This is a genomic window from Streptomyces sp. NPDC090445, from assembly GCF_044769385.1.
In the GTDB taxonomy this organism is placed as follows: Bacteria; Actinomycetota; Actinomycetes; order Streptomycetales; family Streptomycetaceae; genus Streptomyces.
On sequence record NZ_JBIVXV010000022.1, the window covers coordinates 34,849 to 59,078 of the forward strand.

The following is a 24,230-nucleotide window of genomic DNA, read 5'->3' on the forward strand; positions in this document are numbered from 1 at the left end:
CAGCACCAGCCGTACCGGCCGGAAGGGCAGTACCGTCAGCAGCCCTACGGCACCTCGTACGCACAGCCGTACGCACCCCAGCAGCCGCACTACGAGGAGCAGGAGCCCGAGGAGACCCGGCGGCCGCGGCGCGGCCGCCGCTGGCTGGTGGCGGGCGTGTCCTTCCTCGCCCTCGCCGGTATAGCCGCCGGCGTGATGTGGCACTTCGAGATACCCCCGTTCACCGACAAGGGCAAGGACGTCTCCTTCGGGAAGCCCGCCGCGGGCGGCAAGGACGGGGCCGAGGCCAAGCAGAACCCGAACGCCAAGGCGCTGATGCCGACCGGCCCGAAGGCCGACTTCAAGAACTCGATGACCCTGAACGACGGCACCCACGTGGCCGTCACCGTGCTGGACGGCAAGAAGTCCGGCTTCAAGGGCAAGGTCTGGGTGTGGGCCCCCAAGGAGTACAACGACCCGAAGTTCGCCAAGAGCGGCTTCCCGGTCCTGATCGCCCTGCCGGGCGGCGCAGGCTACCCCAGCAACTACTGGATGGGCACCGACCTGGGCCTCCAGACCAGCATCAGCAAGTGGTACGCCGAGGGCAAGAGCAAGCCGTTCCTGCTGGCCATGCCGGTCCTCAACCCGTCCGGTGACGAGAAGGGCATCTACTGGGACGGCTCCGACATCCCCGAGCAGCCCAAGATGGGGACCTGGCTGACGGAGGACGTGCCGGACCTGATGAAGGCGAACTTCCGCACCATCAAGTCCCGTGACGGCTGGGCCTTCATGGGCTCCTCCACCGGCGGCTTCGCGAGCCTGAAGTCCGTGCTCAAGCACCCGGACAAGTTCAAGGCCGCCATCTGCTCCGGCCCGGACGTGGTGCCCGACTCCCCGCTGTGGAAGGGCCACGAGAAGGAGAAGTCCGAGAACGACCCGGGCACGCTCGCGAAGGCCCTGATCGACAAGAAGGGCCCCGAGGTCTACCTCGCCTTCCAGGTCGGCGACAACGAGAACAACAAGAAGACCCTGCCCGACGTGCAGAAGTGGATCGCGACCTACGGCAAGGGCCCCGTCCACACCAGCATGAGGGTGATCCCGGGCGGCCAGCACAACGCCAAGACCTACGTGCCCGGCATGGGCGAGGGCCCGATCCAGTTCATCAGCAAGGTCATGGAAGGACCGGTGGAGTAACCGCCGGCACGGACTCCTCCGCCTCCTCGCTCCGCGGCCCGCCGAACACCATCGGCGGGCCGTCGCCGTCCCAGGCCGCCCAGCCGGGGCTGCCGGACACGGCGAACCGCACCCAGGCCGCGTGCATCAGGTCGGCCAGCTCCTGCGGGGCGCCCGGCCCGGCCAGGTGCTCCCCCTCCGGCACGCCGAGGGTGTCGAAGACGAAGCCCAGCTCCAGGGCGTGGCAGGCGCCCAGCCCCGGGATGCCGGACGGCCACGCGAACTCGTACAGGAAGCTCGGGGCCGCCGCCGGGTCCGCGGCGCGCGACCCGGCGAGCCGGCGCAGCGGGTCCCGCAGCAGCCGGTCCGTGAGCAGCTGGCCCGCGATCTCGGCCGGGCTCGCCGCGGGCAGCGCCTCGCGCAGGGCCTGGACGGCGGCGCGGTCCTTGCCGCTGCGGGCCCGGGCCAGCGCCACGGCGAGCGGGCCGAGCCGGTCCAGCAGCCGCATGGCGCCGGTGGGGGCGAGCCAAAGCCGGTACTCCTCGCTCGTCCAGCCGAGCAGCAGCGGCACGTCCGCGGACCGGGCGGCGGCCTCCCGCAGCGGGTCGCCGGGCAGCGTGCCGGGATCGGTGACCAGCCCGAAGGCGGGCCCGGCGGCGAGGGGGCTCGAACGGCGCGAGGCGGCGCCCTGGGCGGCGAGCAGGTCCGCCGTCGGGACCGCGGCGAAGTCCGCGGCGGTCGCCGGCACCCTCAGCAGGGCGGCCATCCGCCGGACCATGGCCCGCACCCGGTCGCGCGGCAGCACCTCGGGGGCGCCGCTCTGCAGGGCGGCCTGCGCGAACAGCCCGGCGGCCCGCGGGGCGGCGAGCAGGGCGCCGACGCTGATCGCGCCGGCGGACTCACCGAAGACCGTGACGCGGCCCGGGTCCCCGCCGAAGGCCCGGATGTTCTCCTGCACCCAGGTCATGGCGGCGATCTGGTCGAGCAGCCCCCGGTTGGCGGGAGCGTCGGGGAACAGCCCGTACCCGAGGATTCCCAGCCGGTAGTTGGCCGAGACGAGGACCACCCCGTCGCGGGCGAAGGCGGAGCCGTCGTAGACGGGGACGGCCGAGGAGCCGCGGGTGAGCGCCCCTCCGTGGAGCCACACCATGACCGGGAGCCGCGCCGCGGGGTCCGGGTCCGGGGTCCAGACGTTGAGGTTGAGGCAGCCGTCCCCGGGGATGTCCGGGTCGGCCAGCAGGGCGGCGAACCGCGGCGGGTAGGGCACCTTGGGGGCGGTGGGCCCGTACGCTCCGGCGTCGCGGACGCCCTCCCAGGCGGCCGGGGGCCCGGGGGCGGCGAACCGCAGGGGCCCTACGGGCGGGGCGGCGTACGGGATGCCGCGGAAGACGGCGATCCCGCCGGGTCCGGTCCGGCCCTCGACCACACCGTGCCGGGTTGTGGCCCGGGGCCGGCCGCCGACGCCCGCTGTGCTCATCGCGTCCTCCGTGGAACCGTTGCGTCCGGCACGTCCGGCGCGGTCTTCCAGTGTGCAGTCAAAACGCCGCGCGCGTTTCGCACAGGCGCCCCACGGGTGACAGGGCGTACCCGGGCCGGGGGCGCCCTGGTTGGACCGGCATGCCATCCACACGCATCCCCCGTACCCTGCGGGCCCGCTCCCTCGCCCTGACCGGCGCGGTGCCCCTGCTCCTGCTCGCGGCCGCCGGCACCGCCCAGGCGGGCCCCGGCGACTTCCAGTACGTCAACGACCGCGACCGGATCGACCGGGTGCGCACGCCGGAGGGCTGCCGGGAGGCCCGGGGCGGCGGTGCCCGCGGGGTCGTCAACGACACGCCCGCCACCGCCGTGCTCCACGCGGAGCCGGGCTGCAGGGGCAAGGCGGTCGCGGTGCTCCGGCCCGGTGCGGGCGGCCAGATCACCCCCCGGTTCGCGTCCGTCCGGTTCGAGATCACCACGACGGCCCAGCGGCCGTGACCCCCGGGCTCCCGCCGCGTTGTATGCCATGTCCAATGCCGCAGATCGTGCGGCGCCCATCTCAGGAGGAGTTCTTGATGTCGCGTATCGCGAAGGCAGTCGCCGTCACCGCTGCCGCCGGTAGCGCCCTGGCCGCCGGTGCGGGTCTGGCCGTCGCCGATGCCGGAGCGCACGGTGCGGCGATCGGCTCGCCCGGTGTTCTGTCGGGCAACGTCGTCCAGGTCCCGGTGCACGTCCCGATCAACCTGTGCGGGAACACCGTGAACGTGATCGCCCTGCTGAACCCCGCGTTCGGCAACACCTGCATCAACGCGTCGGGCGAGAAGAAGCACCACACCGAGCACCACACCGAGGGTTACGGCGGCTGACCGGCCACCGCCCCGGCTGAACGCCGGCAAGGGCCCCCGCCGCCGGGCGGGGGCCCTTCCGCGTGCCCGCCCGCTGCGCGCGCCGCGGGCGGCGGGCGGCGGGCGGCGGGCGGCGGATCACTCGTAGCGGTAGAGGCCCTGGTGGCCGAGCATCTCGCGCGGTGTGACGTCCCACGGCGGCATCGGCTCGTCCAGGGAGATCACCCGGCCGCGCTGGAGGTCGCCGGCCTTCAGGGGGGCGGCGGGCAGGTAGCCGGAGCCGGGGTGCTGCTGCTGCCAGCGGTCCCAGAGCAGGTCGACGAAGGCGTGGTGCAGCCAGAAGGCCGGGTCGTTGGGGGCCGTGCCGCCGGTCATGTGGCCCCCGATCCACTGGTGGACCTTGTTGTGGTTGCGCCAGCGCTCGCTCTTCGGGGCGGCCCAGCCCTCCAGCTTGTTGCGGAACCCGCCGTCGCGCGCCGTGGAGTTCCAGGGCGAGGTGTCGTACACCGGGTCGTCCAGCGCCCACTGCAGCTCGGCGCGGCCGGGCAGGGTGATGGGGTTCTGCGGCCGGCCCAGGTTGCGGGTGAGGAAGCGGGCCTCCGAGAAGCCGACCGTGATCTCCCAGTGGCCCCGCCCGTGGGCGAACGGGCCGGTCATGACCTGGCGGTCGCTCGCGCGGCCGGTGCCGCCGAGGAAGTCCTCGGCCCACAGCGAGGAGGCCGGGCTGGTGTCGGTGGTCCAGTCCCAGTACGGGATGCTCACGCCCGGGTCGACGCCCCGGAGCAGCTGCTCGAACTCCAGCAGGTAGCGCCGGTGCCACGGGAAGAACGAGGGGGACATGTGCCCCACCCGCAGCTTGGTGTCCCGGTCGGCCACGAAGTACGTGTCGTGCGTGCGCACCAGGTCGTCGTACGCGCCGGTGCGCTTGAGCTCCAGGACGGCGGTCGTGAACCGCTTCTTCTGGGCGCTGGTCAGGTTGCGCTGGTTCTGCCGGGTGTACACCGCGGGCTCCTCCCGATCCGTGGTCAGCCGTGCTGCGGGGCGGCGAGGGCCAGCTGCGTGGTGCCGAGTTCGTCGACGGCCGCGCGGGCGAGCTCCAGCGGGGTCGCGAAGGACTGGAAGTGGTTGATCCCGCTGAGGTAGCTGCCGTCGGCGCGGCGCATCACGTGCAGGGGGCGGCCGTCGATGCTGACCCCGGCCTCGGTCACCGCGATGTGTCGGCCGCGGTAGGTCTCCGTCTCCTCGGCCAGCGGGGCCGGGGTGAGGGTCTGCCGGGGCCGGCGGGCGCGCAGGACGGGGGCCAGGGCCGCGGCGGTGCCGGCGAGCACCGCCGCGGTGAAGACCGTGCGCAGGACCGCACGGCGGGTCGGTCGTGCCCAGGCGGGTGCGGCGTGCATACGTTCTCTCCCTCGCTCGGTGGTTCGCGCTACGGGGTCTAACGCGGCGCGGCGGGGGAGGTCACCTGGGCCGCCCGGAAGACACCCGGGCTGCCGGGAGGATCCGCGGGCTACGGGGCGGGCAGTTCCGTGAAGTCCGCGACCAGGCCGTGGTGGTGGCCTGCCGTGCCGAGGGCCAGGGCGTCGGCCTTGGCCCGCTTGAGGTAGAGGTGGGCCGGGTGCTCCCACGTCATGCCGATGCCGCCGTGCAGCTGGACGCACTCCTCGGCGGCCCGTACCGCGACGCCGGAGCAGTGGGCCTGGGCGACGGCCACGGTGAGCGGCGCGTCCGGGGAAGCGGTGGCCAGGGCGTCGGCGGCCGCCCGGGCCGCGGCGCGGGCGGAGGCGACGTCCAGCCAGAGCCGGGCGAGGCGGTGCTTGAGGGCCTGGAAGGAGCCGAGGGGCCGGTTGAACTGGTGCCGGGTCCTCAGGTGGGCCACGGTCTGCGTCAGGCACCATTCGGCGATCCCGACCTGCTCCGAGGCGAGCAGGCCCGCCCCGGACAGCAGGGCCCCCGCCACGGCGGCGCGGGCCGCCCCCGGGTCGGCGAGCAGGGTGCCGGGCGCCCGGTCCAGGGTGACGTGGGCGGGCGGCCGGGTCAGGTCCAGCGGGACCTGCGGTACGAGCGTGGCGGCGGCCGCCTCGACCGCGTACAGCCCGGTGTCCGCGAGGACCAGCAGCACGTCGGCGGCGGCCGCGTCCGCCACCGTCGTCGCCCGCCCGGTCAGGATCCCGCCCCCGGTGTCCCGGACGGGGGCCGGCAGGGGTGCTCCCGGGGCGAGGGTCAGCGGCAGTGCCGGTACGCAGACCCGCCGGCCGGCGGCGAGTTCGCGCAGCAGCGGCAGTGCCTCGGCCCGGTCGCAGCCCAGCAGGATCTCCGTCGCGAGGACCGCGCTGGTCAGGTACGGGGCGGGGGCCACGGCGCGGCCGAGTTCCTCCAGGACGACGGCGGCCTCGCGGTGGCCGGCGCCCTGGCCGCCGAGCTTCTCGGGGACGAGCAGCCCGGCGGTGCCGATCTCCGCGGCGAGGGTGTGCCACAGGGCGGGGTCGTGGGGGCGGCCGGTCTCGATGCGGGCGAGCAGGCCGGCGGGGGTGCAGCGGTCGGCGAGCAGGGCCCGTACGGCGGCGCGGAGGGCGTCCTCGGTGTCGGAGTAGAGCAGGTCGAGCCCTGCCGCGGGGAAGGTCGTCATCGGGAGAGGTCCTTCCAGGGGAGGTCCTTGTCGTCGCGCGGCTCGGCGGGCAGTCCGAGGACGCGCTCGGCGATGATGTTGAGGAGGATCTCGCTGGTGCCGCCCTCGATGCTGTTGCCCTTGGCGCGCAGGTACCGGTATCCGGCGTCGCGGCCGGTGAAGTCGACGGTCTCGGGCCGGCGCATCGTCCAGTCCTCGTACACCAGGCCGTCCTCGCCGAGGAGTTCCACCTCCAGGCCGCTGATCTCCTGGTTGAGCCGGGCGAAGGTGTACTTCATGCCGGAGCCCTCCGGTCCGGGCCGGCCGGCGGCCAGCTGCTGGCGCAGCCGCTCGCCGGTCAGCCGGGCGACCTCGGCCTCGACCCACAGCTGCAGCAGGCGCTGGTGCAGGGCGTGGGTGCGCAGGGCGGGCCGTTCGCGCCAGGCGGCGGCGACGGGGGCGATCATGCCGCCCTCGCGGGGGATGGTCATGCCGCCGATGGAGACCCGCTCGTTCATCAGGGTGGTGCGGGCGACCTCCCAGCCCTGGCCGACGGCGCCGAGCCGGTGGGAGTCGGGGATGCGGACGCCGGTGAGGAAGACCTCGTTGAACTCGGCCTCGCCGGTGATCTGGCGCAGCGGCCTGACCTCGACGCCGGGGGCGTGCATGTCGCACAGGAAGTAGGTGGTGCCCCGGTGCTTGGGCAGGGCCGGGTCGGTGCGGGCGATCAGGATGGCCCAGCGGGCGGTGTGGGCGCTGGAGGTCCACACCTTCTGGCCGTTCACCACCCATTCCCCCGCGGCCTCGTCGAGGACGGCCCGGGTGCCGAGGGCGGCGAGGTCGGAGCCGGCGCCGGGCTCGCTGAAGAGCTGGCACCAGACTTCCTCGCCGACCCACAGAGGGCGCAGGAAGCGCTGCTTCTGCTCCTCGGTGCCGTACGCCAGGATCGTCGGGGCGGCCATGCCGAGGCCGATGCCGATGCGGCGCGGGTCGTTGCCGGGGGCTCCGGCGGCCTCCAGCGCGGCGTCCACGGCAGCCTGGAGGGTGCGGGGCGCGCCGAGCCCGCCGAGCCCCTCGGGGTAGTGGACCCAGGCGAGGCCGGCGTCGAAGCGGGCCCGCAGGAAGGCGGTGCGGTCGGTGGTGGCGGGCGGGTGCGCGGCGAGCAGGTCCCGGACCCGCCGGGCGAGTTCCTCGGCGGTGGTCACCGTCGGGCACCTCCGTCCGCGCCGGGTACGACGACGAGCCTGCCGGTGGTGGTGCCGTCGGCGAGGCGCTGCACGGCGTCGGCGGCTCCGGCGAGCGGGACCCGTTCGCTGACCAGGGGTGTGACGGCGCCCTCGGCGGCGAGCCGGGTGAGTTCGGTGTGGCAGGCGAGGACCGCGGCCGGGTCCTTGGCGGCGTACAGCCCCCAGTGCAGCCCGAGGATGGAGTAGTTCTTGACCAGGGCGTGGTTCAGGGCGGGGGCGGGGACGGTGCCGCCGGCGAAGCCGACGACGACGATCCGGCCCTCGAAGGCCACGCACTTGGCGGAGGCGGTGTAGGCGTCGCCGCCGACGGGGTCGTAGACGACGTCGGCGCCGCGGCCGCCGGTGAACTCCTTGACCCGGGCGGCGATGTCCTCGGCGGTGCGGTCGATGACGAGGTCGCAGCCGAGCTCCTCGGCGGTGCGGGCCTTGGCCTTGCCGCCGACGACCCCGATGACGGTGGCTCCGGCGGCCTTGCCGAGCTGGACGGCGGCGCTGCCGACCCCGCCGGCGGCGGCGTGCACGAGCAGGGTCTCGCCCGCCCGGAGGCGGGCGCGGCGGTGCAGGCCGAACCAGCCGGTCTGGTAGCCGATGTGCAGGGCGGCGGCCTGGGCGTCGTCGAGGGCCTCGGGGGCGGGCAGCAGGGCGCTGGCGGGGGAGGTGGTGTACTCGGCGAAACCGCCGTGCGGCAGGCTGGGGTTGGCGATGACGCGGCGGCCGTCCTCGGTCTCGCCGCAGACCTCGACGCCGGGGGTGAAGGGCAGGGGCGGGCGGATCTGGTACTGGCCGCGGACGAGGAGTGCGTCGGGGAAGTTGACGTTCGCGGCGAGGACGCGCAGCCGTACCTCTCCCTCGCCGGGCACGGGTTCGGGAACCTCTTCGAGGCGCATGGCCTCGCGGGGTTCGCCGGTGGTGTGAACTCGCCATGCCTGCATCCGGGGCCTCCAGCCGCCGTCGGGAACCACGCTCCGCGGGCATACTAAGCGGTTGCTTGCCCTCTTGGGAACGGTGTGACGGGGCCGGGGCCCGGGAGGGTGGATCAGCGCGAGAACAGTTCGAACGTCACGGCCGGGCGGCCCCCGAAGCGGGCCGCTGCCTGCTCGGCGAACCCGGTCAGGAAGTTCCGGCAGTACTCGTGCGGATCCTGGTCGGTGAGGACCTCTATGTACGTCTTGTGCTCCATCAGCGACCGGATCGAGCGCTCCAGTCCGGCGGTGGCGTCCGCCGCGTGCGTCGGGGCCGGGGAGCCGGCGACGGCGATCCAGCGCACGCCGTTCCACGGTTCGAGGCCCTGCTCGGTCAGGAGCTCCGGGAAGATCCACCGGTTGCCGGCGTCGGCGGCGGCGTCCAGCACGGCCCGGCCGACGGCCTTGTGGTCGGGGGTGTTCCAGAAGCCGCCGCGCTCTCCGCCCCAGCTGTCGCGGTGGTTGAGGGTGATCAGCAGCTCGGGGCGGTGCCGGCGGATGGCGGCCGCGATGTCCCGGCGCAGGTCGAGGCCGTACTCCAGGACGCCGTCGCGGTGGTCGAGGAACTCCACGGCGGAGACCCCGACGACGGCCGCACTGGCCCGCTGCTCGGCCTCGCGGAGCGGGGCGCACTCCTCCGGGGGGATGGTGTCGATGCCGGCCTCGCCGCGCGTGGCCAGCAGGTAGGCCACCTCGCGGCCGCCGTCGGTCCAGTCGGCGATGGCCGCGGCGCCGCCGTACTCCAGGTCGTCGGGGTGGGCCACGACCGCGAGGGCGCGCTGCCAGTCGGTGGGCATGGGTTCGAGCTGCGCGGGCTGTTCCTGATGTCCGGTCATGTCTCGCAACCATAGGCGAGACATGACCGGACGGTGCAGCGGTCGGGCGGGGGTGCGCCGGGCAGGTGGTGTGCGCCGGGCGGGTGTGCGCCGGGCGGAACGGATCTAGAGGACGACGACCGAGCGGAGGACCTCGCCGCGCTCCATCCGGGCGAAGGCGTCCTCGATCCCGTCGAGGGAGATGGTCTCGGAGACGAAGGCGTCCAGGTCGAGGCGGCCCTGCAGGTAGAGGTCGACCAGCAGCGGGAAGTCCCGCTCGGGCAGGCAGTCCCCGTACCAGGAGGACTTCAGGGCGCCGCCGCGGCCGAAGACGTCCAGCAGCGGCAGTTCGAGCTGCATCTCCGGAGTGGGGACGCCGACCAGGACCACGGTGCCGGCCAGGTCCCGGGCGTAGAAGGCCTGCCGGTAGGTCTCGGGGCGGCCGACCGCCTCGATGACGACGTCCGCGCCGTTCCCGCCGGTGAGCTCCTGGATCGCCTTGACCACGTCCTCGGTGCGGCCGTTGACGGTGTGGGTGGCGCCGAGCCCGCGGGCCCACTCCAGCTTCCGGTCGTCGAGGTCGACGGCGATGATGCGGGACGCGCCGGCCAGCCGGGCGCCGGCCACGGCCGCGTTGCCCACTCCCCCGCAGCCGATGACGGCGACCGAGTCGCCCCGCCCGACGCCGCCGGTGTTCAGGGCGGCGCCGAGGCCGGCCATGACCCCGCAGCCGAGGAGGCCGGCCGCGGCCGGCGAGGCGGCCGGGTCGACCTTGGTGCACTGGCCGGCGGCGACCAGGGTCTTCTCGGCGAACGCGCCGATGCCGAGCGCCGGGGACAGCCGGGTGCCGTCCTCCAGCGTCATGGGCTGGGTGGCGTTGTGCGTGGCGAAGCAGTACCAGGGGCGGCCCCGCTTGCAGGCCCGGCAGGTGCCGCACACCGCACGCCAGTTGAGGACGACGAAGTCGCCGGGGGCGACGGAGGTGACGTCCGGGCCCACCGCCTCGACGACGCCGGCGGCCTCGTGGCCGAGGAGGAAGGGGAACTCGTCGTTGATGCCGCCCTCACGGTAGTGCAGGTCGGTGTGGCAGACACCGCAGGCCTGGACGCGGACCAGCGCCTCTCCGGGCCCCGGGTCCGGTACGAGGATCGTCGTCGTCTCCACCGGTGCGCCCTTGCTCCGTGCGATGACCCCGCGTACGCGATGCGTCACGTCATACCCCGCTCTGTTCGGATCTGTCTGGATCAACGAACGTACACGGGCGGGACGGGGTACGGGAGTTGTGTCACCCCTTCGCTTCCGTGGCGGCGAGTTCCGGCGGTACGGCGGCGCGGAGTGCCGCCCCGAAAGCGGCCACCGCCGGGTGGGCGGCGGCGCCGCTGCGGAAGGCCACCTGGGTGCGGCGCTCCATGAGCAGCCGGGTGAGGGCCACGGCCGGGGCGCCGTGCTCCGGGATGCCGAGCTGCGGTACGACGGCGACGCCCTGGCCTGCCGCGACGAGGGCGAGCACGGTGGCGAACTCGTCCACCCGGTGGCGCACCCGCGGGGTGAATCCGGCGGCCTGGCAGGCCCGTACGGTCATGGCGTGGCAGAGGGTGCCGGGGGTGGCGGTGATCCAGGGGGCGTCGGCGTGGGCCCGCAGGGCGGCCCCCTGGTCGTGCCCCGGCCCTGACCCGGTCGGGGGTACGGGGGCGGGGACGGGCGCGGCTGCCGGTGCGGCCAGGTACATCGCCTCCCGGTAGAGGGGCTCGGTGGCGAGGCCGGGCTCCGGCGCCGCGGGGACGAAGTCGTACTCGTGCACCAGGGCCACGTCCAGGTCGCCGGCCCGCAGGGCGTGCGCCACGGCCGCCGGGTCGGTCTCCGACACCATCGGCTCCAGCCCCGGGTGCCGCCGGGCGAGGGCGGCCAGGGCCGCCGGGACGATGGCCCGGGTGGCGGTGGGGAAGGCGCCGATCCGCAGGGCGCCGGCCAGTCCGCTGCGCGCCTCGGCGAGGTCGGCCGCGGCCTCCTCCAGGCGTTCCAGGACGGCCTCCGCGTGCCGGACGAGGTTCTGGCCGACCGGGGTGAGGCGGACGCTGCGGCCGGTGCGTTCGAGGAGGGGGAGCCCGGCCTCGCGTTCGAGGACGGCCAGTTGCTGGGACACCGCCGAAGGGCTGAAGGCAAGCGCCTCCGCCACGGCGGCGATCGTGCCGCGGCGGGCGAGTTCGCGCAGCAGGCGCAGGCGTCGTACGTCGAGCATCGGATCATCTTATGGTTCGGGTAAGAAACGCGAACTGGATTCGACGGTCGGGGCGTCGGAGGATCGTCGGCATGACCCAGAACACTTCCCTGCACGGGATTCACGTACCGCTGATCACCCCCTTCACACACGCCGGGGACGTCGCCGCCGAGGCGCTGGAGGCACTCGCCCACCAGGTGCTCGACGAGGGCGCCACCGGCATCGTCGCCCTCGGGACCACCGCCGAGACCGCCGCGCTGGACGAGGCCGAGCGGGAGCTCGTCACCGACGTCTGCGCCGGGGTCTGCCGGGAGCGGGGGGCGGTGCTGACCGTGGGCGCCGGGGCGAGCGGCACCCGGGCCGCCGAGGCCTCGCTCCGCCGGCTCGCGCACCGGCCCGAGGTGCGGGCGGCACTGGTGACCGTGCCGCCGTTCGTCCGGCCCGGGGCGGAGGGGGTGGTGGCGCACTTCGCGCGGCTGGCGGAGGTCAGCCCCGTACCGCTGGTCGTCTACCACATCCCGTACCGGACCGGGCAGCCGCTGGACGCGGCGGCGCTGCGGCGGCTCGGGGAGCTGCCCGGGGTGGCCGGGATGAAGTACGCGGCCGGCGGCATCGGCGAGGACGCGGTCGCACTGCTCGGCGACCTGCCGGACTCCTTCACGGTGCTGGCGGGCGACGACCTGTACCTGTCGCCGCTGCTGGCGCTGGGCGCGGCGGGCGGGATCCTCGCCTCGGCGCACCTGGCGACGGCGCGGTACGCGGAGCTGGTGGCCGCCTGGCGGGCCGGTGACGTGCCGCGGGCCCGGACCCTGGGCCATGCCCTGGCCGCGCTGTCCGCGGCGGCCTTCGCCGAACCCAATCCGGCGGTCGTCAAGGGGGTGCTCCACGCCCAGGGCCGGATCCCGGCCCCGGACGTGCGGCTGCCCCTGCTGGCGGCGAGCGCGGGGGCGGTGTCGGAGGCCCTGGAGCGGCTGGATCGGCTGGATCGGCTGGAGCAGCCGGATCGGTCGGCGCAGCCGGATCGGCCGGCGCGGGCCTGAGGCGTCGCGGAATGCCCCGGACCATGGCGGGCGCGCCGGAATGCGCCCGCCATGGGCGGTTGGGAAAGAAAAGCCTGGATGCCCGAATCGGGTACACAGAGGGGCCAGTTGTCCGTTTTGCACCTGCCGCCCGAAACCCGTGATATGGGTCACGCGGACAGCATCAACATCATTTATTCGGGAGACTCTGTCCCCTTTTCCGTAAAGGAATTCCGTCATTTCCCGAAGCGTCCGACAAGGTCATTTCCCGGGCCCGCTCGCGCCATTCGATCACCGGGGTGATTTCGAGCCTTGTTCCGTTCCCGCGGACTCGCTTACGGTCACGTCGTTCCCGGCGGGCTGCTGCCGAATCAGGCCGCCGCCAGGGATCCCCCCGCACCCGCACGTGAGGAATTCCGCCATGCCCGGACACGGCAAGCACCGCCGCCCCAAGCAGCGTCCGATCACCCGCAAGCTGGCTTTCGCGGGCACCGGCAGCGCGGCCCTGGCCCTCCCGCTGATCGGCGCGACCACGGCCGGTGCGGCCGTCGGACAGCCGGCGGTATCCCCGGCGGTGACGACCGCGTCGCTGCCCGCGGCGGCTCCTGCGGCGGCGCCCGCCAAGGCTCCCGCGGCCAAGACGACCGCGCCCCTGACCTACTCCGTGACCACCGGCGACAGCCTCTCGAAGATCGCCTCCCAGCACGCGGTGAGCGGCGGCTGGCAGGCCCTGTACGAGGCCAACCGCAGCGTCATCGGCAGCAACCCGTCGGTCATCCGCCCCGGCACCAAGCTGAGCCTCGGCGCCGCTGCGAAGGCGGCCGTGGCCAAGGCGAAGGCCGCGGTCAAGCCGGCCGCCGCCACCTACCCGAACAACCTCGACGGGTGGATCCGCGAGTCCCTGGCCGTCATGGCCAAGCACGGAATCCCCGGCACCTACAACGGCATTTACCGCAATGTGATGCGCGAGTCCTCCGGAAACCCGCTGGCCATCAACAACTGGGACTCGAACGCCGCGGCCGGCATTCCCTCCAAGGGCCTGCTCCAGGTCATCGACCCCACCTTCCGGGCCTACCACGTGCCCGGCACCTCGAACGACTCGTACGACCCCGTCGCGAACATCACGGCCGCCTGCAACTACGCGGCCGCCCGTTACGGCTCCATCGACAACGTCAACGGCCCGTACTGACGGGCCCGGACCGGGCGGCGGCCGCCCGGGACGCGCGGGCGCGGGCCAGGGTGCGCAGGGGTGCCGCCAGACCGTAGCCGACGTCGCGGCGCAGGGCGGCCGCGCCGGCCCGCTCCACCGCCGCCAGCTGGTGCCCCATCAGCTCGGTCATGGCGGCGACCACCGGACGGAGCCCCGGGTCCACGACGTCGAGGATGCCGTCGGTGGCCTCCAGGGCGGTCCGGGCACGCCGTGTCGACGCGTCGAGGAGGGCGCGTACGGCCGGGGTGTCCCGGGCCTGTTCGAGGTCGGCCCGGGTCACGGAGTGCTCGGCGAGGAGGGCGCGCGGCAGGCAGAGGCGGCCGTCGGCGAGGTCTCCGGCCAGGTCGGCGAGGAAGTCGACGCGCTGGGCGGCGTCCACGAACCGCCGCCAGCCGGCGGCCTGTTCCGCGTCGGGGCCGCCCTCGTACTGCAGGCCGGTGAAGGCCATCAGGCCCGGCCAGGCGTAGGCGTCGAGGTAGGCCTGGAAGTCCTCCTCGGTGCCGAAGCCGTCGAAGCCGGCCTCGGCGGTGGCCGCGCCGTCCAGGAACCGGGTGATCCACTGCGCGGGCAGCCCGCGCGAGGCCACCGCGTGCGCGTAGGCCCGCAGCAGCGGGTCGGGGCCGTCCCCGGTCCGCAGCGCCGCGTCGACGCGCCCGGCCAGTGCGGCCAGGCCGTCGCGGCGCTGCTGCGGGGTGCCGGTCTCGGCCACGTCGTCGACCAGGTTCATGAAGCAGATCCCGGCCGTCATCCACGGCACCAGCCCCGGCGCGGCGAGCAGGCGCAGCGTCAGGTACGGGGCCGGTTCCCGGCGCAGGACCCGGCGGGCGACGCGGGTGTAGTCGTCGCGCAGCCGGGGGTCGCGTATGCCGGCCGCCGTGAGGGTGGTGCGCCAGGTGGGCATGGTGGGCGTGCTCCTCGAACCGTGTCGGACCGTACGCACGCGTGTGCGACATGCGTACGGGTACACGATCTCAAAGGCGGTAGACCTTCTTCACCTTGCCCTGGGTGTCGGCGTGGATGTACCCGCCCTGCCCGTACTCGTCGCTGAGGTAGGGGCGCATCGAGGGGCTCCCGTCGAAGAGCCAGGGCTCGATGATGACGTAGCGCGAGGTCGGGTTGGCGACGCCGAGCTCCTGCGTGGCCGTGTCGAGCAGGCCGGGCAGCGCGTCCCAGTTGACGGTGCTCATGTCGATCGGCGGCTCGTCCGGCTTGAGGGTGCCGCCGGGGCCGCTGCGCTTGGCCTCGCCGTCGCGGTAGTCCCAGCGGTCGTACGTCTTGGCGCCGGGGCCGGTGGGGATCGAGGCGATGACGTACTCCTCGTAGACCGTCATCTCCGCGAAGGTGGTGGTGCCCGTCTTCTGCTTGAGCGCCTCGATCGCGGTGCGGACGTTGGCGGGGGTGAGCAGGCTGCCCTTGGGGGCGGCGGGGCCGCCCTTGCCGCTGGGCGCGGCCGGCTTGGCGCCCCCGGTCACGGCCGGGGTGGCGGGCGCGGAGGCGCTGGAGCCGCCCGAGCCGCCCGAGCCGCTGCCGCCCTTGGCGCCGTCCTGGGCCTTGCCTCCGGGGAACCCGTTGACGAGGGCGATCGCGCCGCCGGCCAGGGCCACCGCGAGGAGGCCGCCGATCAGGGCCGGGCGGCGCCGCAGGGTGGGGCCCGGCGCGGGCACGGGCGCGGTGGACCCGTACGGGGATCCGCCGCCGGGAGTGAACGGCGGCGGCGGTGCGTACGGCCCGGCGGGGGCCATCGCGCCGGGCGGGGCCGTGGCCGGCTGCGGCGCGGAGAGCTGGGTGCTCGGCGGACCGTACCGGCCGAGGCCCGCCGGCGGCGTCTGCGGCGACGCGGAAGCGCCGAGAGCAGCGCTCGCGTCCCGGAGCAGCTGTTCCAGCCGGGCCGCGTCGGGCCGCACGGCCAGGTCCCGTACGAGGAGCTGCTCCAGGACGGGCCCCAGCGGCCCGGACCGCACCGGGGCCGGGACCGGGTCCTCCAGCACGGCGACGACGGTGGCCAGGCTGGTGGTGCGGCGCATCGGGTGCGTGCCCTCCGCCGCCACGTACAGCAGCATGCCGAGCGACCACAGGTCGGAGGCCGGGAGCCCCTCCTCGCCGCGCGCCCGCTCCGGCGCGATGTACTCCGGCGAGCCGATGAGCACACCGGTGGACGTGAGGGCGGTCGAGCCGTGCAGGGCGGCGATGCCGAAGTCGGTCAGCACGGCCGAGCCGTCGGCCCGCAGCAGCACGTTGGCCGGCTTCACGTCGCGGTGCAGCACCCCTTCGGCGTGCGCGGCGCGCAGCGCCGACAGGACGTCGAGGCCGATCCTGACCACGTCGGCGACCGGCAGCGGCCCCGACTCCAGCCGGTCGTGCAGGGAGCCGCCCTTGACCAGCTCCATCACGATCCACGGGTGCCCGTCCGTGCCGGCCGCCGGCTCGACGATGTGGTGGATGGTCACCACGTTCGGGTGCGCGAGGCGGGCCAGGGCCCGGGCCTCGCGCACCGCGCGCTCCCGCAACTGGACCGTGAGGCCGGGCGTGGCCTCGGCCGTCGCCGGGTCCGGCGGGCGCACCTCCTTCAGGGCGACATCGCGGTGCAAGGCGATGTCGCGGGCGCGCCACACCGTGCCCATGCCACCGGCGCCGAGCGGCGCCACCAGTTCGAATCGGCCGTCGACCAGCTGTCTGCCGGCCTCACTTCTGTCCATGGCGGGACATCGTAGGCGGCGCCTCCGTCAACAGCGTCGCCGGTCCTCCGTCAGCATGCCCTGCACCGTGGACACGGTCCGGTCGTAACATCCGCCCGGCACGCCTGCCCCGTACAGCCGGTAGCGCTCGGTGCTGCGGCCGACCGCGTGCCGCTGCTCGCGCGGCACGTTCGCCGTGTAGCTCGCGTCGCCCGTGTAGGTGTCGTCGAGGCGGGTGCGGTCCACGGTCCGGCCGCCGCGCAGGGTCGTCGTCTCGGCCCGGTCGCCGAGCGTGATGACGGTGCGCAGCCGGTCCCCGGCGCCGAGGGTGGTCTCCCCGTCCATCGTGTACGTGCGTGCGGTGCGGGTGGTGGCGGGGCCCCTGGTGACGCTCTCCTCGTCGGTCCAGGTGCCGGTCAGGGCGTCCTGGTTCTCGCCGTCCGTCCAGCGGTGCACGGAGGTGTTGCGGACGGTGCGGGTGACGGTGGTGGTGACCCGGCCGTGGGAGGTGTCGAGCCGTCCGGACACGGTCAGGCGGTGCCCGCCGTCGGTGTCGAGGCGGTGCGGGCTGCCGGCCGTACCGGGCGTGAAGCGGCTGGAGTTGGCCGGTTCGCCCTCCTCGTGCCGGGTCAGGGAGCCGGTGACGACGGCCCGGCCCTCGTCCTGCCACAGCAGCAGGTTCGCGGGGGTGCTCCAGCCGGTCTGCCCGGCCGGAACGCCGGCGACGGACACCTCGATGCGGTGCTCGCGGCCGTCGTTGAGGAGCGCGGCGAACGGCGTCAGGTCGTAGACGACCGGCCGGACGTCGAAGGCGCGCGGCGCAGGCACCACATACCAGAGGAACGGGTTGGACCAGCCGCCGGTCCACACGTTCGGGAAGGGGGCGGCGATGCCGGCGAGCCGTCCGTCGACGGAGATGCGGACCTCGCGGTAGGGGCCGCCGGAGGCCTTGCAGGAGTACGGGGCGGCGTCCGGGACGGTCATGTACCAGTACTCCTCGCAGCCGCCGCCGGAGCCGGTCGCGTACACCTCGGCGAGGATCCGCTCGGTGTTGCGCGGGGTGGTGACGGTGGGGCCGGTCAGCGGGAGGACCCGGTCGGGGGTGTCGGGGGCCGCGGTGTGCCGTTCGGCGGTGTGGAAGGTGAGGGTGGCCTTGACGTCGATGACGCCGGTGTAGGTGTCGTTGACGACGTTGCCGATCAGCATCTCGACGGGCTGGGGCCGGCTGAGGGTGTCGCGGTAGCGGGTGACGTCCTTCTCCACGGACCAGGTGATGCCGTCGGGCGAGGGCTCGGGGGTGGAGGTGCGCAGGATCTCGACGCCGCCGACGGAGAGGTGGCCGAGGCGGTCGTACTGGCGGCCCTTGACCTTGCCGTCGAGGCGGAGGACCACCTTGGCCCAGGGGCCGGTGCCGCAGCCGGCGGGCGGGGTGTAGGTGCCGGTGTACGGGGTGAAGTCGCGGAACTGGGCCTCGGCGAGGGTCAGTTCGCAGGACCGGGCCGGGGGGCGCTCGATCGGCGGGGCCGCGGTGAGCGGGTCGTGCCAGTCCGTGCCGAACTCGGCGGGCGGGTCGTCCGCGGTGGCGGCGGCCGGCGGGGCGGGCGGGGGCCCGGCCGCGTGCGCGGGGCCCGCGGCGGCCAGGGTGGCCGCGGCGAGCGCGAGCGCGCCGAGCAGGCCGGTGATCCGGTGTCGTGTCATGGCCCCGCAGTGAAGCCCGCCCCCGCCTCCCGCCGCCAGGCCCGCCGCCCGGACCGTGGCCGGATCCCGCCCCCTCCCCCGCCGGAGGAACGTTCCCCGAACGGCGGTGCGCGCCCTGCACGGCGGCCGGGTCCTGCACGGCGCGCCTTCAGGTCGGGCGCGGGTCCTGTACGTCGGAGCGGGCGGGTCAGGGGTGCGTCTGCCGCCGGGCAGGACCACGACGCCGTCGGCGGCCGGGCCGGCACCGGTCTCGGCACTCCTGCGCGGGACGGTGCCCCGGGCCATGACGCCGAGGCCGCCGAGGGCGACGTCGTCGCGGACCGCGCGGTTGGGGCGGTCCGGGGCCGCGGCCCGTCACACGGGGTGCTCCCGGCCGATCGCGCTCAGGACGTCCGCGAGCCACACCAGGTGGTGGCCGAGGGCGTGGTCCGGGTCGGCGAGCAGGTTCCGCACGTGCTGCCAGGACTCCGACAGCTGCCCGATCGTCAGCTCGTCCGGCTCCTCGGCGACGTCGAAGAGGCGGTCGGACGGGACCGACCAGAAGTAGTCGTGCTCCACGAGCACGGCGTTGTCGTGTGCGGCGGTCCGCTCGAGGTGGCGCAGCAGCACGTCGAAGGAGGCGCGCAGCTCTGCGAGGGGGACGTGGAGGGGCTGTCCGGTCACGGACGCCATCATGCACCCCGGCGGGGGACGGTCCGGCCGTGGCGGCGGCCGGGCCGCCCGGTCAGTCGCGGGAGTGGCCGAAGAGGATCCGGTAGCCGATGAGCAGCACCAGCGAGCCGGCGACCGCCGAGCCCCAGGTGGCGGGGTCGTAGAACTCGTTGGCGATCGGCTTGTCCAGGAACTTCGCGGAGAGCCAGCCGCCGATGAACGCGCCGGCGATGCCGATGAGGGTGGTGCCGATCAGGCCCCCGGGGTCGCGGCCCGGCAGCAGGAACTTGGCTATGGCGCCGGCGAGCAGCCCCAGGACGATCCAGCTGACGAACCCCATGCCGTGTTCACTCCGCTCTCCCGCTGTGTGGTCGCTCTCGGGAAGGAGGACGCACGGCGGGGCGAAACGGTTCTCAGCCCCGGCGGGTCCGCGCGCAGGCGACCGCCGCGACGGCCACCGCGGCTGCGGCGACGCCCCCGCAGGCGCGCCGGCAGCGCACCGCCGTGCCGTGCGAACCGGAGGCGAGCACGGACAGGTTCGACCGGTAGGACAGCACCGAGCGGTTCGACAGGGCGCTGAGCAGGGAGCCCGAGCTCAGCCAGGAGCCGACGGAGCCGGCGGAGAGCGCGGAGCCGAGCGAGCCGACCGACAGCACGCTGCCGACCGAGCCGATGGAGAGCACCGATCCCACCGAACCGATGGACAGCACGGAGTTCTTGGACCAGAGCGAGAGAAACGATCCGTCAGCAGCCGTGCCGGTCATGTGCCTCATGCGGTCATGCTGCCACACGGCCGGCCGCGGCGGGGGCTGCGGCGGGGTGCGTCCGCCCGCCGTCCGGGGCCGTACGGGTCAGCAGCAGCACCCCGCGGGCCGCCATCAGCGCGCCCGCGACCGCGAGCAGCAGGCCGGCGGTGCCGCCCTGGAGGCGTTCGCCGAGCAGGACCGTGCCGATCGCGGCCGCGGCCAGCGGGTTGGCCAGGTTGACCACGGCGAGGGGCGCGCCGAGTCCGCCCCGGTAGGCCCGCTGCGACAGGAGCATCCCGCCGACCGCGAAGACGGCGACGAGCCCGGCCACGGCAAGGACGCGCCCGTCGAGCAGGGATCCCCCGCGGCCGCCCGCCACGGCCACCGTCTGCGTCAGCGCGGAGGCGACCGCGGAGGCCAGCCCGGACGCGGTCGCGTGCCGCAGCCCCGAGCGCACGTCCCTGCGTGCGGTCAGCAGGCCGATCACGGCGGCGGTGGCGCCCGACACGGCGAGCGCCTCGGCCAGGGTGAGGGTGTCGTCCGGGGCCGGCCCGGAGGCCGGGAGCAGCAGCAGGCCGAGCCCGGCGACGGTGGCCAGGGTGCCGCGCCATTCGGTGGCGGCGACACGGCGGCCGGCCCGGCGGGCGCCCATGGGGACGGCGGCGACGAGGGTGAGCGCCCCGAGCGGCTGGACCAGGGTGAGCGGCCCGTAGCGCAGGGCGGCGGCGTGCAGCAGCGCGGCGGCGGTGTTCAGGCCGGCGGACCACCACCAGGCGCCGTTGCCGAGCAGGGCGCGGGCGGTGCGGGCGACGGCGGCGCGGGCGAGGCGTTCCTGCGCGACCGCGGCGGCCGCGTAGGCCGCGGCGGAGGCGAGGCAGAGCGCGACGGCGAGGACGGTGGCGTTCACCGGCCGACCCCGGCCGGCTCGGCGGCTCCAGCCGGCTCTGCGGCTTCGGCAGGCTCGACGGCTTCGGCAGGCTCGACGGCTCCGGCAGGGACGGCCTCCCGCTGGGGGTGCGGTGGGTCGTCGGCTGCGGGCCGTGCGTGCTTGTTCGCGCAGTTCCCCGCGCCCCTGAGCGGGAACCCCCGAGTCGGCAGCTCACAGCAGGGCTCGGTGGCTTCGGCCGTGAGCGGGCGGGAGGGGGCCTGCGGGCGGGGTACGGCGACGATTGCGGCGCCGAGCAGGGCGGCCGCGACGATCGCGTCGAGCCAGTAGTGGTTGGCCGTGCCGACGATGACGAGCAGGGTCAGCAGCGGGTGCAGCAGCCACAGCAGGCGCCACGGCGAGCGGCCGCGGCCGGCGGCGATCATGCCGAGGGCGAGCATCAGCGCCCACCCGAAGTGCAGCGAGGGCATGGCGGCGAACTGGTTGGCCAGGGTGTCGGCGGCGGGCGAGGCCCCGTAGACGGAGGGCCCGTAGGCCTGCCCGGTGTCGACGAGGTGCGCGGCGGCGAGCATCCGCGGCGGGGCCAGCGGGAAGGCCAGGTGCAGGGCGAGGGCGGCGCCGGTCAGGACGGTGAGGACGCGCCGGGCCCACCGGTAGTGGCCGGGTCGGCGCAGGTACAGCCAGACGAGGAAGAGCGCGGTGGCGGGGAAGTGCACGGCCGCGTAGTAGGTGTTGGCGGTGTGGACCAGGGCGTGCCCCGTGGCGGCGCCGGCGGCTCCTGTGTCTCCTGCGCCGTGGAGGAGCAGCCGCTGAATCGTTCCCTCACCCGGGAGGTGCAGGGCCCGCTCGGCGTCCCAGACCCGGGCGGCGTTGCGGAAGGCCTCGTCCGTGCGGTCCGTCGAGAGCAGCCGGCCCGCCTTGTAGACGGCGAACAGGCCCGCGACGAGCAGCAGCTCGCGCAGGAGCCGGCGACGGGCGGCCCCCCGGCCGCCCACCGGCCCCGCAGGTGTGGTGTGGGAGGTCATTCCCCCGGTCTCGCTTCCTGTCATCGGTCCCGTGCGCGGGCTCCGCCCGTGTGCGGTGGTCCGGCGGTGGCGGGCGGTTGGTCCGGACCGGCCGCCACCGAGACGCCAGTGTATCGATACATTCACGTATCGATACGGGGGTGTACCGATACGCGAGCGTTCCTCTACACTTCGGGGACGGAAGCATCCGCCGCGAAGCCCCGAGGAGAGCCGCACCCCATGACGTCGACGCAGCCCGCCGGGCGCCGCTCCAAGATCACCCCCGAGCGGGTGCAGGAGTTCTACGACGCCGTCCTGGACGAGCTGCGCGAGCACGGCTACGAGGCCCTGACCATGGAGGGCGTCGCCGCCCGCGCCTGCTGCGGCAAGTCGACGCTCTACCGGCAGTGGAAGACCAAGCCGCAACTGGTCGCGGCGGCCCTGCGCGCGCACCGGCAGGGCACCCTGGCCGCGGTCGACACCGGCTCCCTGGCCGGCGACCTGCGCGAGGCGGCCCGGATCGCGGCCGGCACCTCGGGGCGCGACACCCGCCTCACCCAGGCGCTCGGGCACGCGGTGCTCAGCGACGAGAAGCTCCAGGCGGCCCTGCGCGAGGCGCTGGTCGAGCCGGAGCTGGCCGCGTTCGCGGCGATGGTGGCGCGGGCCGTGGAGCGCGCGGAGATCGTCCCGGACCATCCCGCCGTGGAGTTCCTGCCGGCGCAGCTCATGGGTGTGCTGCGGATCCGGCCGGTGCTGGAGGGGCGGTACGCGGACGCGGAATACCTGGTGCGGTTCGTCGACGCGGCCCTGCTGCCCGCCCTGGGGCTGGCGGCCGACGCGGCACCCGGCGCGGGCGCCGGCCCGCGGCAGGCACCCGGTTCCGGCCCGCAACGGGCGTCCGAACCCGGCCCCGGCTCACAGCAGGCGCCCGATTCCGGCCCGCGGCAGGCACCTGTACCGGGACCGGACACGGCCCCCTGAACCGGTGGGCCCCGTCACCGATGACCGGACGGAGGCCCGCCCCGCGCTGCCTCGTGGGGACGGCGGCAGCGCGCCGGCCGGACCGGGCGGCGGCCACCCGTGCGAGGGGTGGCGGCCGCCCGGTCCGCACGGCCGGCCCCTTCACCCTTGCCGTGTCAGGGCCGTTCGGCACCCATGGCCCGGACGTACTCCTCCGCGTCGGCGTCGAAGCCCTGTACGGCGGTGTCCAGCAGCCAGCAGCCCGCGCCGTCGCGCGTGAACCGCGCGACCGTGGCCGCGGTGGCGTGCGGCACGGCCGCGAAGTCGGTGACCGCGAGGTCGCTGTGGCCCTCGCGGATCCGGACGCCCGTGCCCCCTACGGCGGCGAACGTCTTGCGGTGGCCGCCGCGCGGGCCCGCGTCCTGGATCAGCACGCCCACCACGACCCGCACCGACTCCGGCCGCATCCGGTCCAGTTCGAGGACCATCACCTCGTCGTAGCCGAAGCCCTGGCCGGTGCGGCTGTCGCGGTTGAGGGTGATGGTGCCGTCGGGCGACCGGCTGCCGAAGTGCACGACCTGGACGGGCTGCCCGTACGGGTCGGCGGCGCCGTAGACCGCGGCCACGATGTCCAGGTCGTTCGGGGGCGCGCCCGCGGGGCTCGGGTCCCACCGCAGCGCGACCTCGACCTTCGCCAGGCTCTTGCGTACTCCGCTCGCCGAACCGCTCACCGAACTCCCCCTCCGCTCCTCGGGTGTTGCCCGGCCATGCTGTCATGCGGGGGCGGCTCCGGCGCGGGTGACCGCATGTTCCCGGCCACGCGGGGCTCCGGGGTGTGCGCCTCCGCTCCGGCGGCCGGCCCCTACGCTCCGGGGACGACCCGTACGGTCTCCACCCAGTCCGGGGGCTGCGGGGCGCCCTCGCCGATCAGCGCGGCGATCACCCGGCATGACGAGGGCTCGCCGGGCCATGGCGTGAAACCGTCGGTCAGCACGACGACAATGTCCGGCCGGTCCGGCACCGCCAGCGCGGCACCGATCCCGACCCGCATGTCCGTTCCGCCGCCGCCGGCGAGCGCCACCTGGTCGACGCTGGTCACCCGGGCCACGGCCTGCACGTCCGCGTCACAGGCCAGCACCGCGACCCGGTTGCCGCGCACCCCCACCTCCCGCAGCACGCCGGTCACTTCGGCGAGCGCGGCGGCCAGCTCGTCCTCCCCCATCGACCCCGAGGTGTCGATGACGATCGCGACCCGCGGCAGCGGCCTGCGCAGGCTGGGCAGCACCACCCGGCCGCCGAGGGCGGGCGTGCGGCGCGAGGGGCGCCGGTAGGTGTAGTCGACGGCTCCGGCGGCCCAGGCGGCGGCCTCCCGTACCGCCCCGCTCAGCGCGCGCCGCCAGTCGACGGTGGGCTCCAGCACCTCCGTCGCCCAGCGCTCCCAGCCGGCCGGGAGCGTGCCGCGGCTGCGCTGGTGGGCGCGCATGGCCTGGGCGGTCTGGCGGCGCAGCGCCTCGGCCTCGACCGGGCTGATCCGGGCGGTGCCGGCCGCCTCGCCGAGCTCCCAGGGGGCGGGCACGCCGTGGGCGCCCGAACCGCAGTCGACGCCGTGCCGCGGGGTGCGCGGGATCGACGGCAGGTACTCCTCGAACATGCCTCCGGTGGGCAGGCCGAACAGCCGGGGCTCCATCCGCCCCTCGGGCAGCGCCAGCCCGTCGGCGAGGAGGTCGTCGTTGATCTCGCAGTCCTCGGCGATGTTGATCCGGACCTGGTCGCCCTGGTCGGCGGCCGGGAGCCGGCCGGCCCGGCCGTGGTGGTCGCGCAGCAGGTGGGCCACCTCGTGGATCCACACGCCGGCCAGTTCGGCCACGGGGGTCGCGTCGACGAAGGCGGGCGAGACGTAGCAGCGCCAGTGCCGGTCCACGCCCATGGTCGGGACGGCCGTCGAGGGGACCACGGTGAGCGCGTACAGGGCCGAGGCCAGGTAGGGCCGGGCCTCCGCCGCCCGGTAGCGGGCGGCGAGCAGCTTCGCCCGGTCCAGGCGGGCCTGCTCCGCGTCCACGC

General features: G+C 75.0%; 24 protein-coding genes and 1 pseudogene. 6 read left to right on the forward strand and 19 right to left on the reverse strand.

The features are described from left to right. Nucleotides 1–195 precede the first annotated feature (195 nt). On the forward strand, nucleotides 196–1,173 hold the full coding sequence (locus ACIQUT_RS30190) for an alpha/beta hydrolase (protein ID WP_403567575.1): 978 nt from the start codon (nucleotides 196–198) through the stop codon (nucleotides 1,171–1,173). Here ACIQUT_RS30190 and ACIQUT_RS30195 read toward each other — a convergent pair. Further along, the gene (locus ACIQUT_RS30195) at nucleotides 1,151–2,629 is read right to left on the reverse strand and encodes a carboxylesterase/lipase family protein (protein WP_403567432.1); all 1,479 of its coding nucleotides are present in this window, start codon (nucleotides 2,627–2,629) and stop codon (nucleotides 1,151–1,153) included. The two genes, ACIQUT_RS30190 and ACIQUT_RS30195, sit on opposite strands and share 23 nt — an antisense overlap. 140 nt (nucleotides 2,630–2,769) lie before the next feature. Between ACIQUT_RS30195 and ACIQUT_RS30200 the strand changes: the two genes are divergently transcribed. Then, complete coding sequence (locus tag ACIQUT_RS30200; protein WP_403567433.1) at nucleotides 2,770–3,126, forward strand: hypothetical protein; 357 nt, start codon at nucleotides 2,770–2,772, stop codon at nucleotides 3,124–3,126. A 77-nt stretch (nucleotides 3,127–3,203) separates the two neighbouring features. Beyond that, entirely contained in the window at nucleotides 3,204–3,494 is a 291-nt protein-coding gene (locus ACIQUT_RS30205; RefSeq protein ID WP_403567435.1) for a chaplin, read from the forward strand. A 117-nt stretch (nucleotides 3,495–3,611) separates the two neighbouring features. Here the strand turns inward: ACIQUT_RS30205 and ACIQUT_RS30210 are convergent, their stop codons facing one another. The 8 genes from ACIQUT_RS30210 to ACIQUT_RS30245 all read right to left on the reverse strand — a co-directional run bounded on the left by ACIQUT_RS30210 (nucleotide 3,612) and on the right by ACIQUT_RS30245 (nucleotide 11,341). After that, nucleotides 3,612–4,475, reverse strand: coding sequence for a tyrosinase family protein (locus ACIQUT_RS30210; RefSeq protein WP_403567436.1), 864 nt, complete (start codon nucleotides 4,473–4,475; stop codon nucleotides 3,612–3,614). Nucleotides 4,476–4,498: 23 nt separating this feature from the next. Beyond that, a complete protein-coding gene (locus ACIQUT_RS30215) occupies nucleotides 4,499–4,870 on the reverse strand; it encodes a tyrosinase family oxidase copper chaperone (RefSeq protein ID WP_403567438.1) in 372 nt (123 codons plus the stop codon). A 110-nt stretch (nucleotides 4,871–4,980) separates the two neighbouring features. Beyond that, nucleotides 4,981–6,099, reverse strand: a complete 1,119-nt coding sequence (locus tag ACIQUT_RS30220; protein ID WP_403567440.1) for an acyl-CoA dehydrogenase family protein — start codon at nucleotides 6,097–6,099, stop codon at nucleotides 4,981–4,983. Beyond that, nucleotides 6,096–7,283 (reverse strand): acyl-CoA dehydrogenase family protein, encoded by a 1,188-nt coding sequence (locus ACIQUT_RS30225; RefSeq protein ID WP_403567441.1) that lies wholly within the window; start codon nucleotides 7,281–7,283, stop codon nucleotides 6,096–6,098. The genes ACIQUT_RS30220 and ACIQUT_RS30225 overlap by 4 nt, the downstream gene beginning before the upstream one ends. Next, on the reverse strand, nucleotides 7,280–8,257 hold the full coding sequence (locus tag ACIQUT_RS30230; protein WP_403567443.1) for an NADPH:quinone oxidoreductase family protein: 978 nt from the start codon (nucleotides 8,255–8,257) through the stop codon (nucleotides 7,280–7,282). The genes ACIQUT_RS30225 and ACIQUT_RS30230 overlap by 4 nt, the downstream gene beginning before the upstream one ends. Before the next feature lie 104 nt (nucleotides 8,258–8,361). Next, the gene (locus tag ACIQUT_RS30235; RefSeq protein ID WP_403567445.1) at nucleotides 8,362–9,123 is read right to left on the reverse strand and encodes a PIG-L deacetylase family protein; all 762 of its coding nucleotides are present in this window, start codon (nucleotides 9,121–9,123) and stop codon (nucleotides 8,362–8,364) included. 105 nt (nucleotides 9,124–9,228) lie between these two features. Next, a complete protein-coding gene (locus ACIQUT_RS30240) occupies nucleotides 9,229–10,314 on the reverse strand; it encodes an S-(hydroxymethyl)mycothiol dehydrogenase (protein WP_403567447.1) in 1,086 nt (361 codons plus the stop codon). 73 nt (nucleotides 10,315–10,387) lie between these two features. After that, on the reverse strand, nucleotides 10,388–11,341 hold the full coding sequence (locus tag ACIQUT_RS30245) for a LysR family transcriptional regulator (protein ID WP_403567448.1): 954 nt from the start codon (nucleotides 11,339–11,341) through the stop codon (nucleotides 10,388–10,390). A 71-nt stretch (nucleotides 11,342–11,412) separates the two neighbouring features. Between ACIQUT_RS30245 and ACIQUT_RS30250 the strand changes: the two genes are divergently transcribed. Together ACIQUT_RS30250 and ACIQUT_RS30255 are read left to right on the forward strand one after the other, a co-directional pair. After that, nucleotides 11,413–12,360, forward strand: coding sequence for a dihydrodipicolinate synthase family protein (locus ACIQUT_RS30250; protein WP_403567450.1), 948 nt, complete (start codon nucleotides 11,413–11,415; stop codon nucleotides 12,358–12,360). Between the two features lie 400 nt (nucleotides 12,361–12,760). Next, nucleotides 12,761–13,528, forward strand: a complete 768-nt coding sequence (locus ACIQUT_RS30255; RefSeq protein WP_403567451.1) for a transglycosylase SLT domain-containing protein — start codon at nucleotides 12,761–12,763, stop codon at nucleotides 13,526–13,528. Here ACIQUT_RS30255 and ACIQUT_RS30260 read toward each other — a convergent pair. The 8 genes from ACIQUT_RS30260 to ACIQUT_RS30295 form a co-directional block, all read right to left on the reverse strand. Next, nucleotides 13,512–14,450, reverse strand: coding sequence for a squalene/phytoene synthase family protein (locus ACIQUT_RS30260; RefSeq protein WP_403567453.1), 939 nt, complete (start codon nucleotides 14,448–14,450; stop codon nucleotides 13,512–13,514). The genes ACIQUT_RS30255 and ACIQUT_RS30260 overlap by 17 nt on opposite strands. 70 nt (nucleotides 14,451–14,520) lie before the next feature. After that, the gene (locus ACIQUT_RS30265; RefSeq protein WP_403567455.1) at nucleotides 14,521–16,245 is read right to left on the reverse strand and encodes a serine/threonine-protein kinase; all 1,725 of its coding nucleotides are present in this window, start codon (nucleotides 16,243–16,245) and stop codon (nucleotides 14,521–14,523) included. 27 nt (nucleotides 16,246–16,272) lie between these two features. Further along, nucleotides 16,273–17,922: a peptide-N4-asparagine amidase gene (locus ACIQUT_RS30270; RefSeq protein WP_403567457.1), complete on the reverse strand. Its 1,650-nt coding sequence runs from the start codon at nucleotides 17,920–17,922 to the stop codon at nucleotides 16,273–16,275. 354 nt (nucleotides 17,923–18,276) lie between these two features. Then, the gene (locus tag ACIQUT_RS30275) at nucleotides 18,277–18,585 is read right to left on the reverse strand and encodes a hypothetical protein (RefSeq protein WP_403567459.1); all 309 of its coding nucleotides are present in this window, start codon (nucleotides 18,583–18,585) and stop codon (nucleotides 18,277–18,279) included. Between the two features lie 61 nt (nucleotides 18,586–18,646). Beyond that, entirely contained in the window at nucleotides 18,647–18,913 is a 267-nt protein-coding gene (locus ACIQUT_RS30280) for a GlsB/YeaQ/YmgE family stress response membrane protein (protein ID WP_403567462.1), read from the reverse strand. Nucleotides 18,914–18,986: 73 nt separating this feature from the next. Next, nucleotides 18,987–19,337: a hypothetical protein gene (locus ACIQUT_RS30285; protein WP_403567577.1), complete on the reverse strand. Its 351-nt coding sequence runs from the start codon at nucleotides 19,335–19,337 to the stop codon at nucleotides 18,987–18,989. A 13-nt stretch (nucleotides 19,338–19,350) separates the two neighbouring features. After that, a complete protein-coding gene (locus ACIQUT_RS30290; RefSeq protein WP_403567463.1) occupies nucleotides 19,351–20,226 on the reverse strand; it encodes a hypothetical protein in 876 nt (291 codons plus the stop codon). Next, nucleotides 20,223–21,230, reverse strand: coding sequence for a phosphatase PAP2 family protein (locus ACIQUT_RS30295; protein WP_403567465.1), 1,008 nt, complete (start codon nucleotides 21,228–21,230; stop codon nucleotides 20,223–20,225). The genes ACIQUT_RS30290 and ACIQUT_RS30295 overlap by 4 nt, the downstream gene beginning before the upstream one ends. Before the next feature lie 219 nt (nucleotides 21,231–21,449). On the opposite strand from ACIQUT_RS30295, the pseudogene ACIQUT_RS30300 reads away from it, so the two are divergent. Beyond that, nucleotides 21,450–22,037: pseudogene (locus ACIQUT_RS30300) on the forward strand (TetR/AcrR family transcriptional regulator); the annotation flags it as partial. 308 nt (nucleotides 22,038–22,345) lie between these two features. Here ACIQUT_RS30300 and ACIQUT_RS30305 read toward each other — a convergent pair. Beyond that, nucleotides 22,346–22,900, reverse strand: a complete 555-nt coding sequence (locus tag ACIQUT_RS30305) for a TerD family protein (RefSeq protein WP_403567467.1) — start codon at nucleotides 22,898–22,900, stop codon at nucleotides 22,346–22,348. 131 nt (nucleotides 22,901–23,031) lie between these two features. Further along, nucleotides 23,032–24,228 (reverse strand): VWA-like domain-containing protein, encoded by a 1,197-nt coding sequence (locus tag ACIQUT_RS30310; protein ID WP_403567469.1) that lies wholly within the window; start codon nucleotides 24,226–24,228, stop codon nucleotides 23,032–23,034. Between the last annotated feature and the right edge of the window lie 2 nt (nucleotides 24,229–24,230).

Bases quoted from the DNA above. Each gene is read 5' to 3' on its own strand.
- ACIQUT_RS30205 (WP_403567435.1), top strand. From the start codon at position 3,204: ATGTCGCGTATCGCGAAGGCAGTCGCCGTCACCGCTGCCGCCGGTAGC.
- ACIQUT_RS30215 (WP_403567438.1), bottom strand. From the start codon at position 4,870: ATGCACGCCGCACCCGCCTGGGCACGACCGACCCGCCGTGCGGTCCTG.
- ACIQUT_RS30235 (WP_403567445.1), bottom strand. From the start codon at position 9,123: ATGACCGGACATCAGGAACAGCCCGCGCAGCTCGAACCCATGCCCACC.
- ACIQUT_RS30200 (WP_403567433.1), top strand. From the start codon at position 2,770: ATGCCATCCACACGCATCCCCCGTACCCTGCGGGCCCGCTCCCTCGCC.
- ACIQUT_RS30285 (WP_403567577.1), bottom strand. From the start codon at position 19,337: ATGACCGGCACGGCTGCTGACGGATCGTTTCTCTCGCTCTGGTCCAAG.
- ACIQUT_RS30190 (WP_403567575.1), top strand. From the start codon at position 196: ATGTGGCACTTCGAGATACCCCCGTTCACCGACAAGGGCAAGGACGTC.
- ACIQUT_RS30250 (WP_403567450.1), top strand. From the start codon at position 11,413: ATGACCCAGAACACTTCCCTGCACGGGATTCACGTACCGCTGATCACC.
- ACIQUT_RS30255 (WP_403567451.1), top strand. From the start codon at position 12,761: ATGCCCGGACACGGCAAGCACCGCCGCCCCAAGCAGCGTCCGATCACC.
- ACIQUT_RS30265 (WP_403567455.1), bottom strand. From the start codon at position 16,245: ATGGACAGAAGTGAGGCCGGCAGACAGCTGGTCGACGGCCGATTCGAA.
- ACIQUT_RS30260 (WP_403567453.1), bottom strand. From the start codon at position 14,450: ATGCCCACCTGGCGCACCACCCTCACGGCGGCCGGCATACGCGACCCC.
- ACIQUT_RS30195 (WP_403567432.1), bottom strand. From the start codon at position 2,629: ATGAGCACAGCGGGCGTCGGCGGCCGGCCCCGGGCCACAACCCGGCAC.
- ACIQUT_RS30295 (WP_403567465.1), bottom strand. From the start codon at position 21,230: ATGACCTCCCACACCACACCTGCGGGGCCGGTGGGCGGCCGGGGGGCC.
- ACIQUT_RS30280 (WP_403567462.1), bottom strand. From the start codon at position 18,913: ATGGGGTTCGTCAGCTGGATCGTCCTGGGGCTGCTCGCCGGCGCCATA.
- ACIQUT_RS30270 (WP_403567457.1), bottom strand. From the start codon at position 17,922: ATGACACGACACCGGATCACCGGCCTGCTCGGCGCGCTCGCGCTCGCC.
- ACIQUT_RS30220 (WP_403567440.1), bottom strand. From the start codon at position 6,099: ATGACGACCTTCCCCGCGGCAGGGCTCGACCTGCTCTACTCCGACACC.
- ACIQUT_RS30245 (WP_403567448.1), bottom strand. From the start codon at position 11,341: ATGCTCGACGTACGACGCCTGCGCCTGCTGCGCGAACTCGCCCGCCGC.
- ACIQUT_RS30230 (WP_403567443.1), bottom strand. From the start codon at position 8,257: ATGCAGGCATGGCGAGTTCACACCACCGGCGAACCCCGCGAGGCCATG.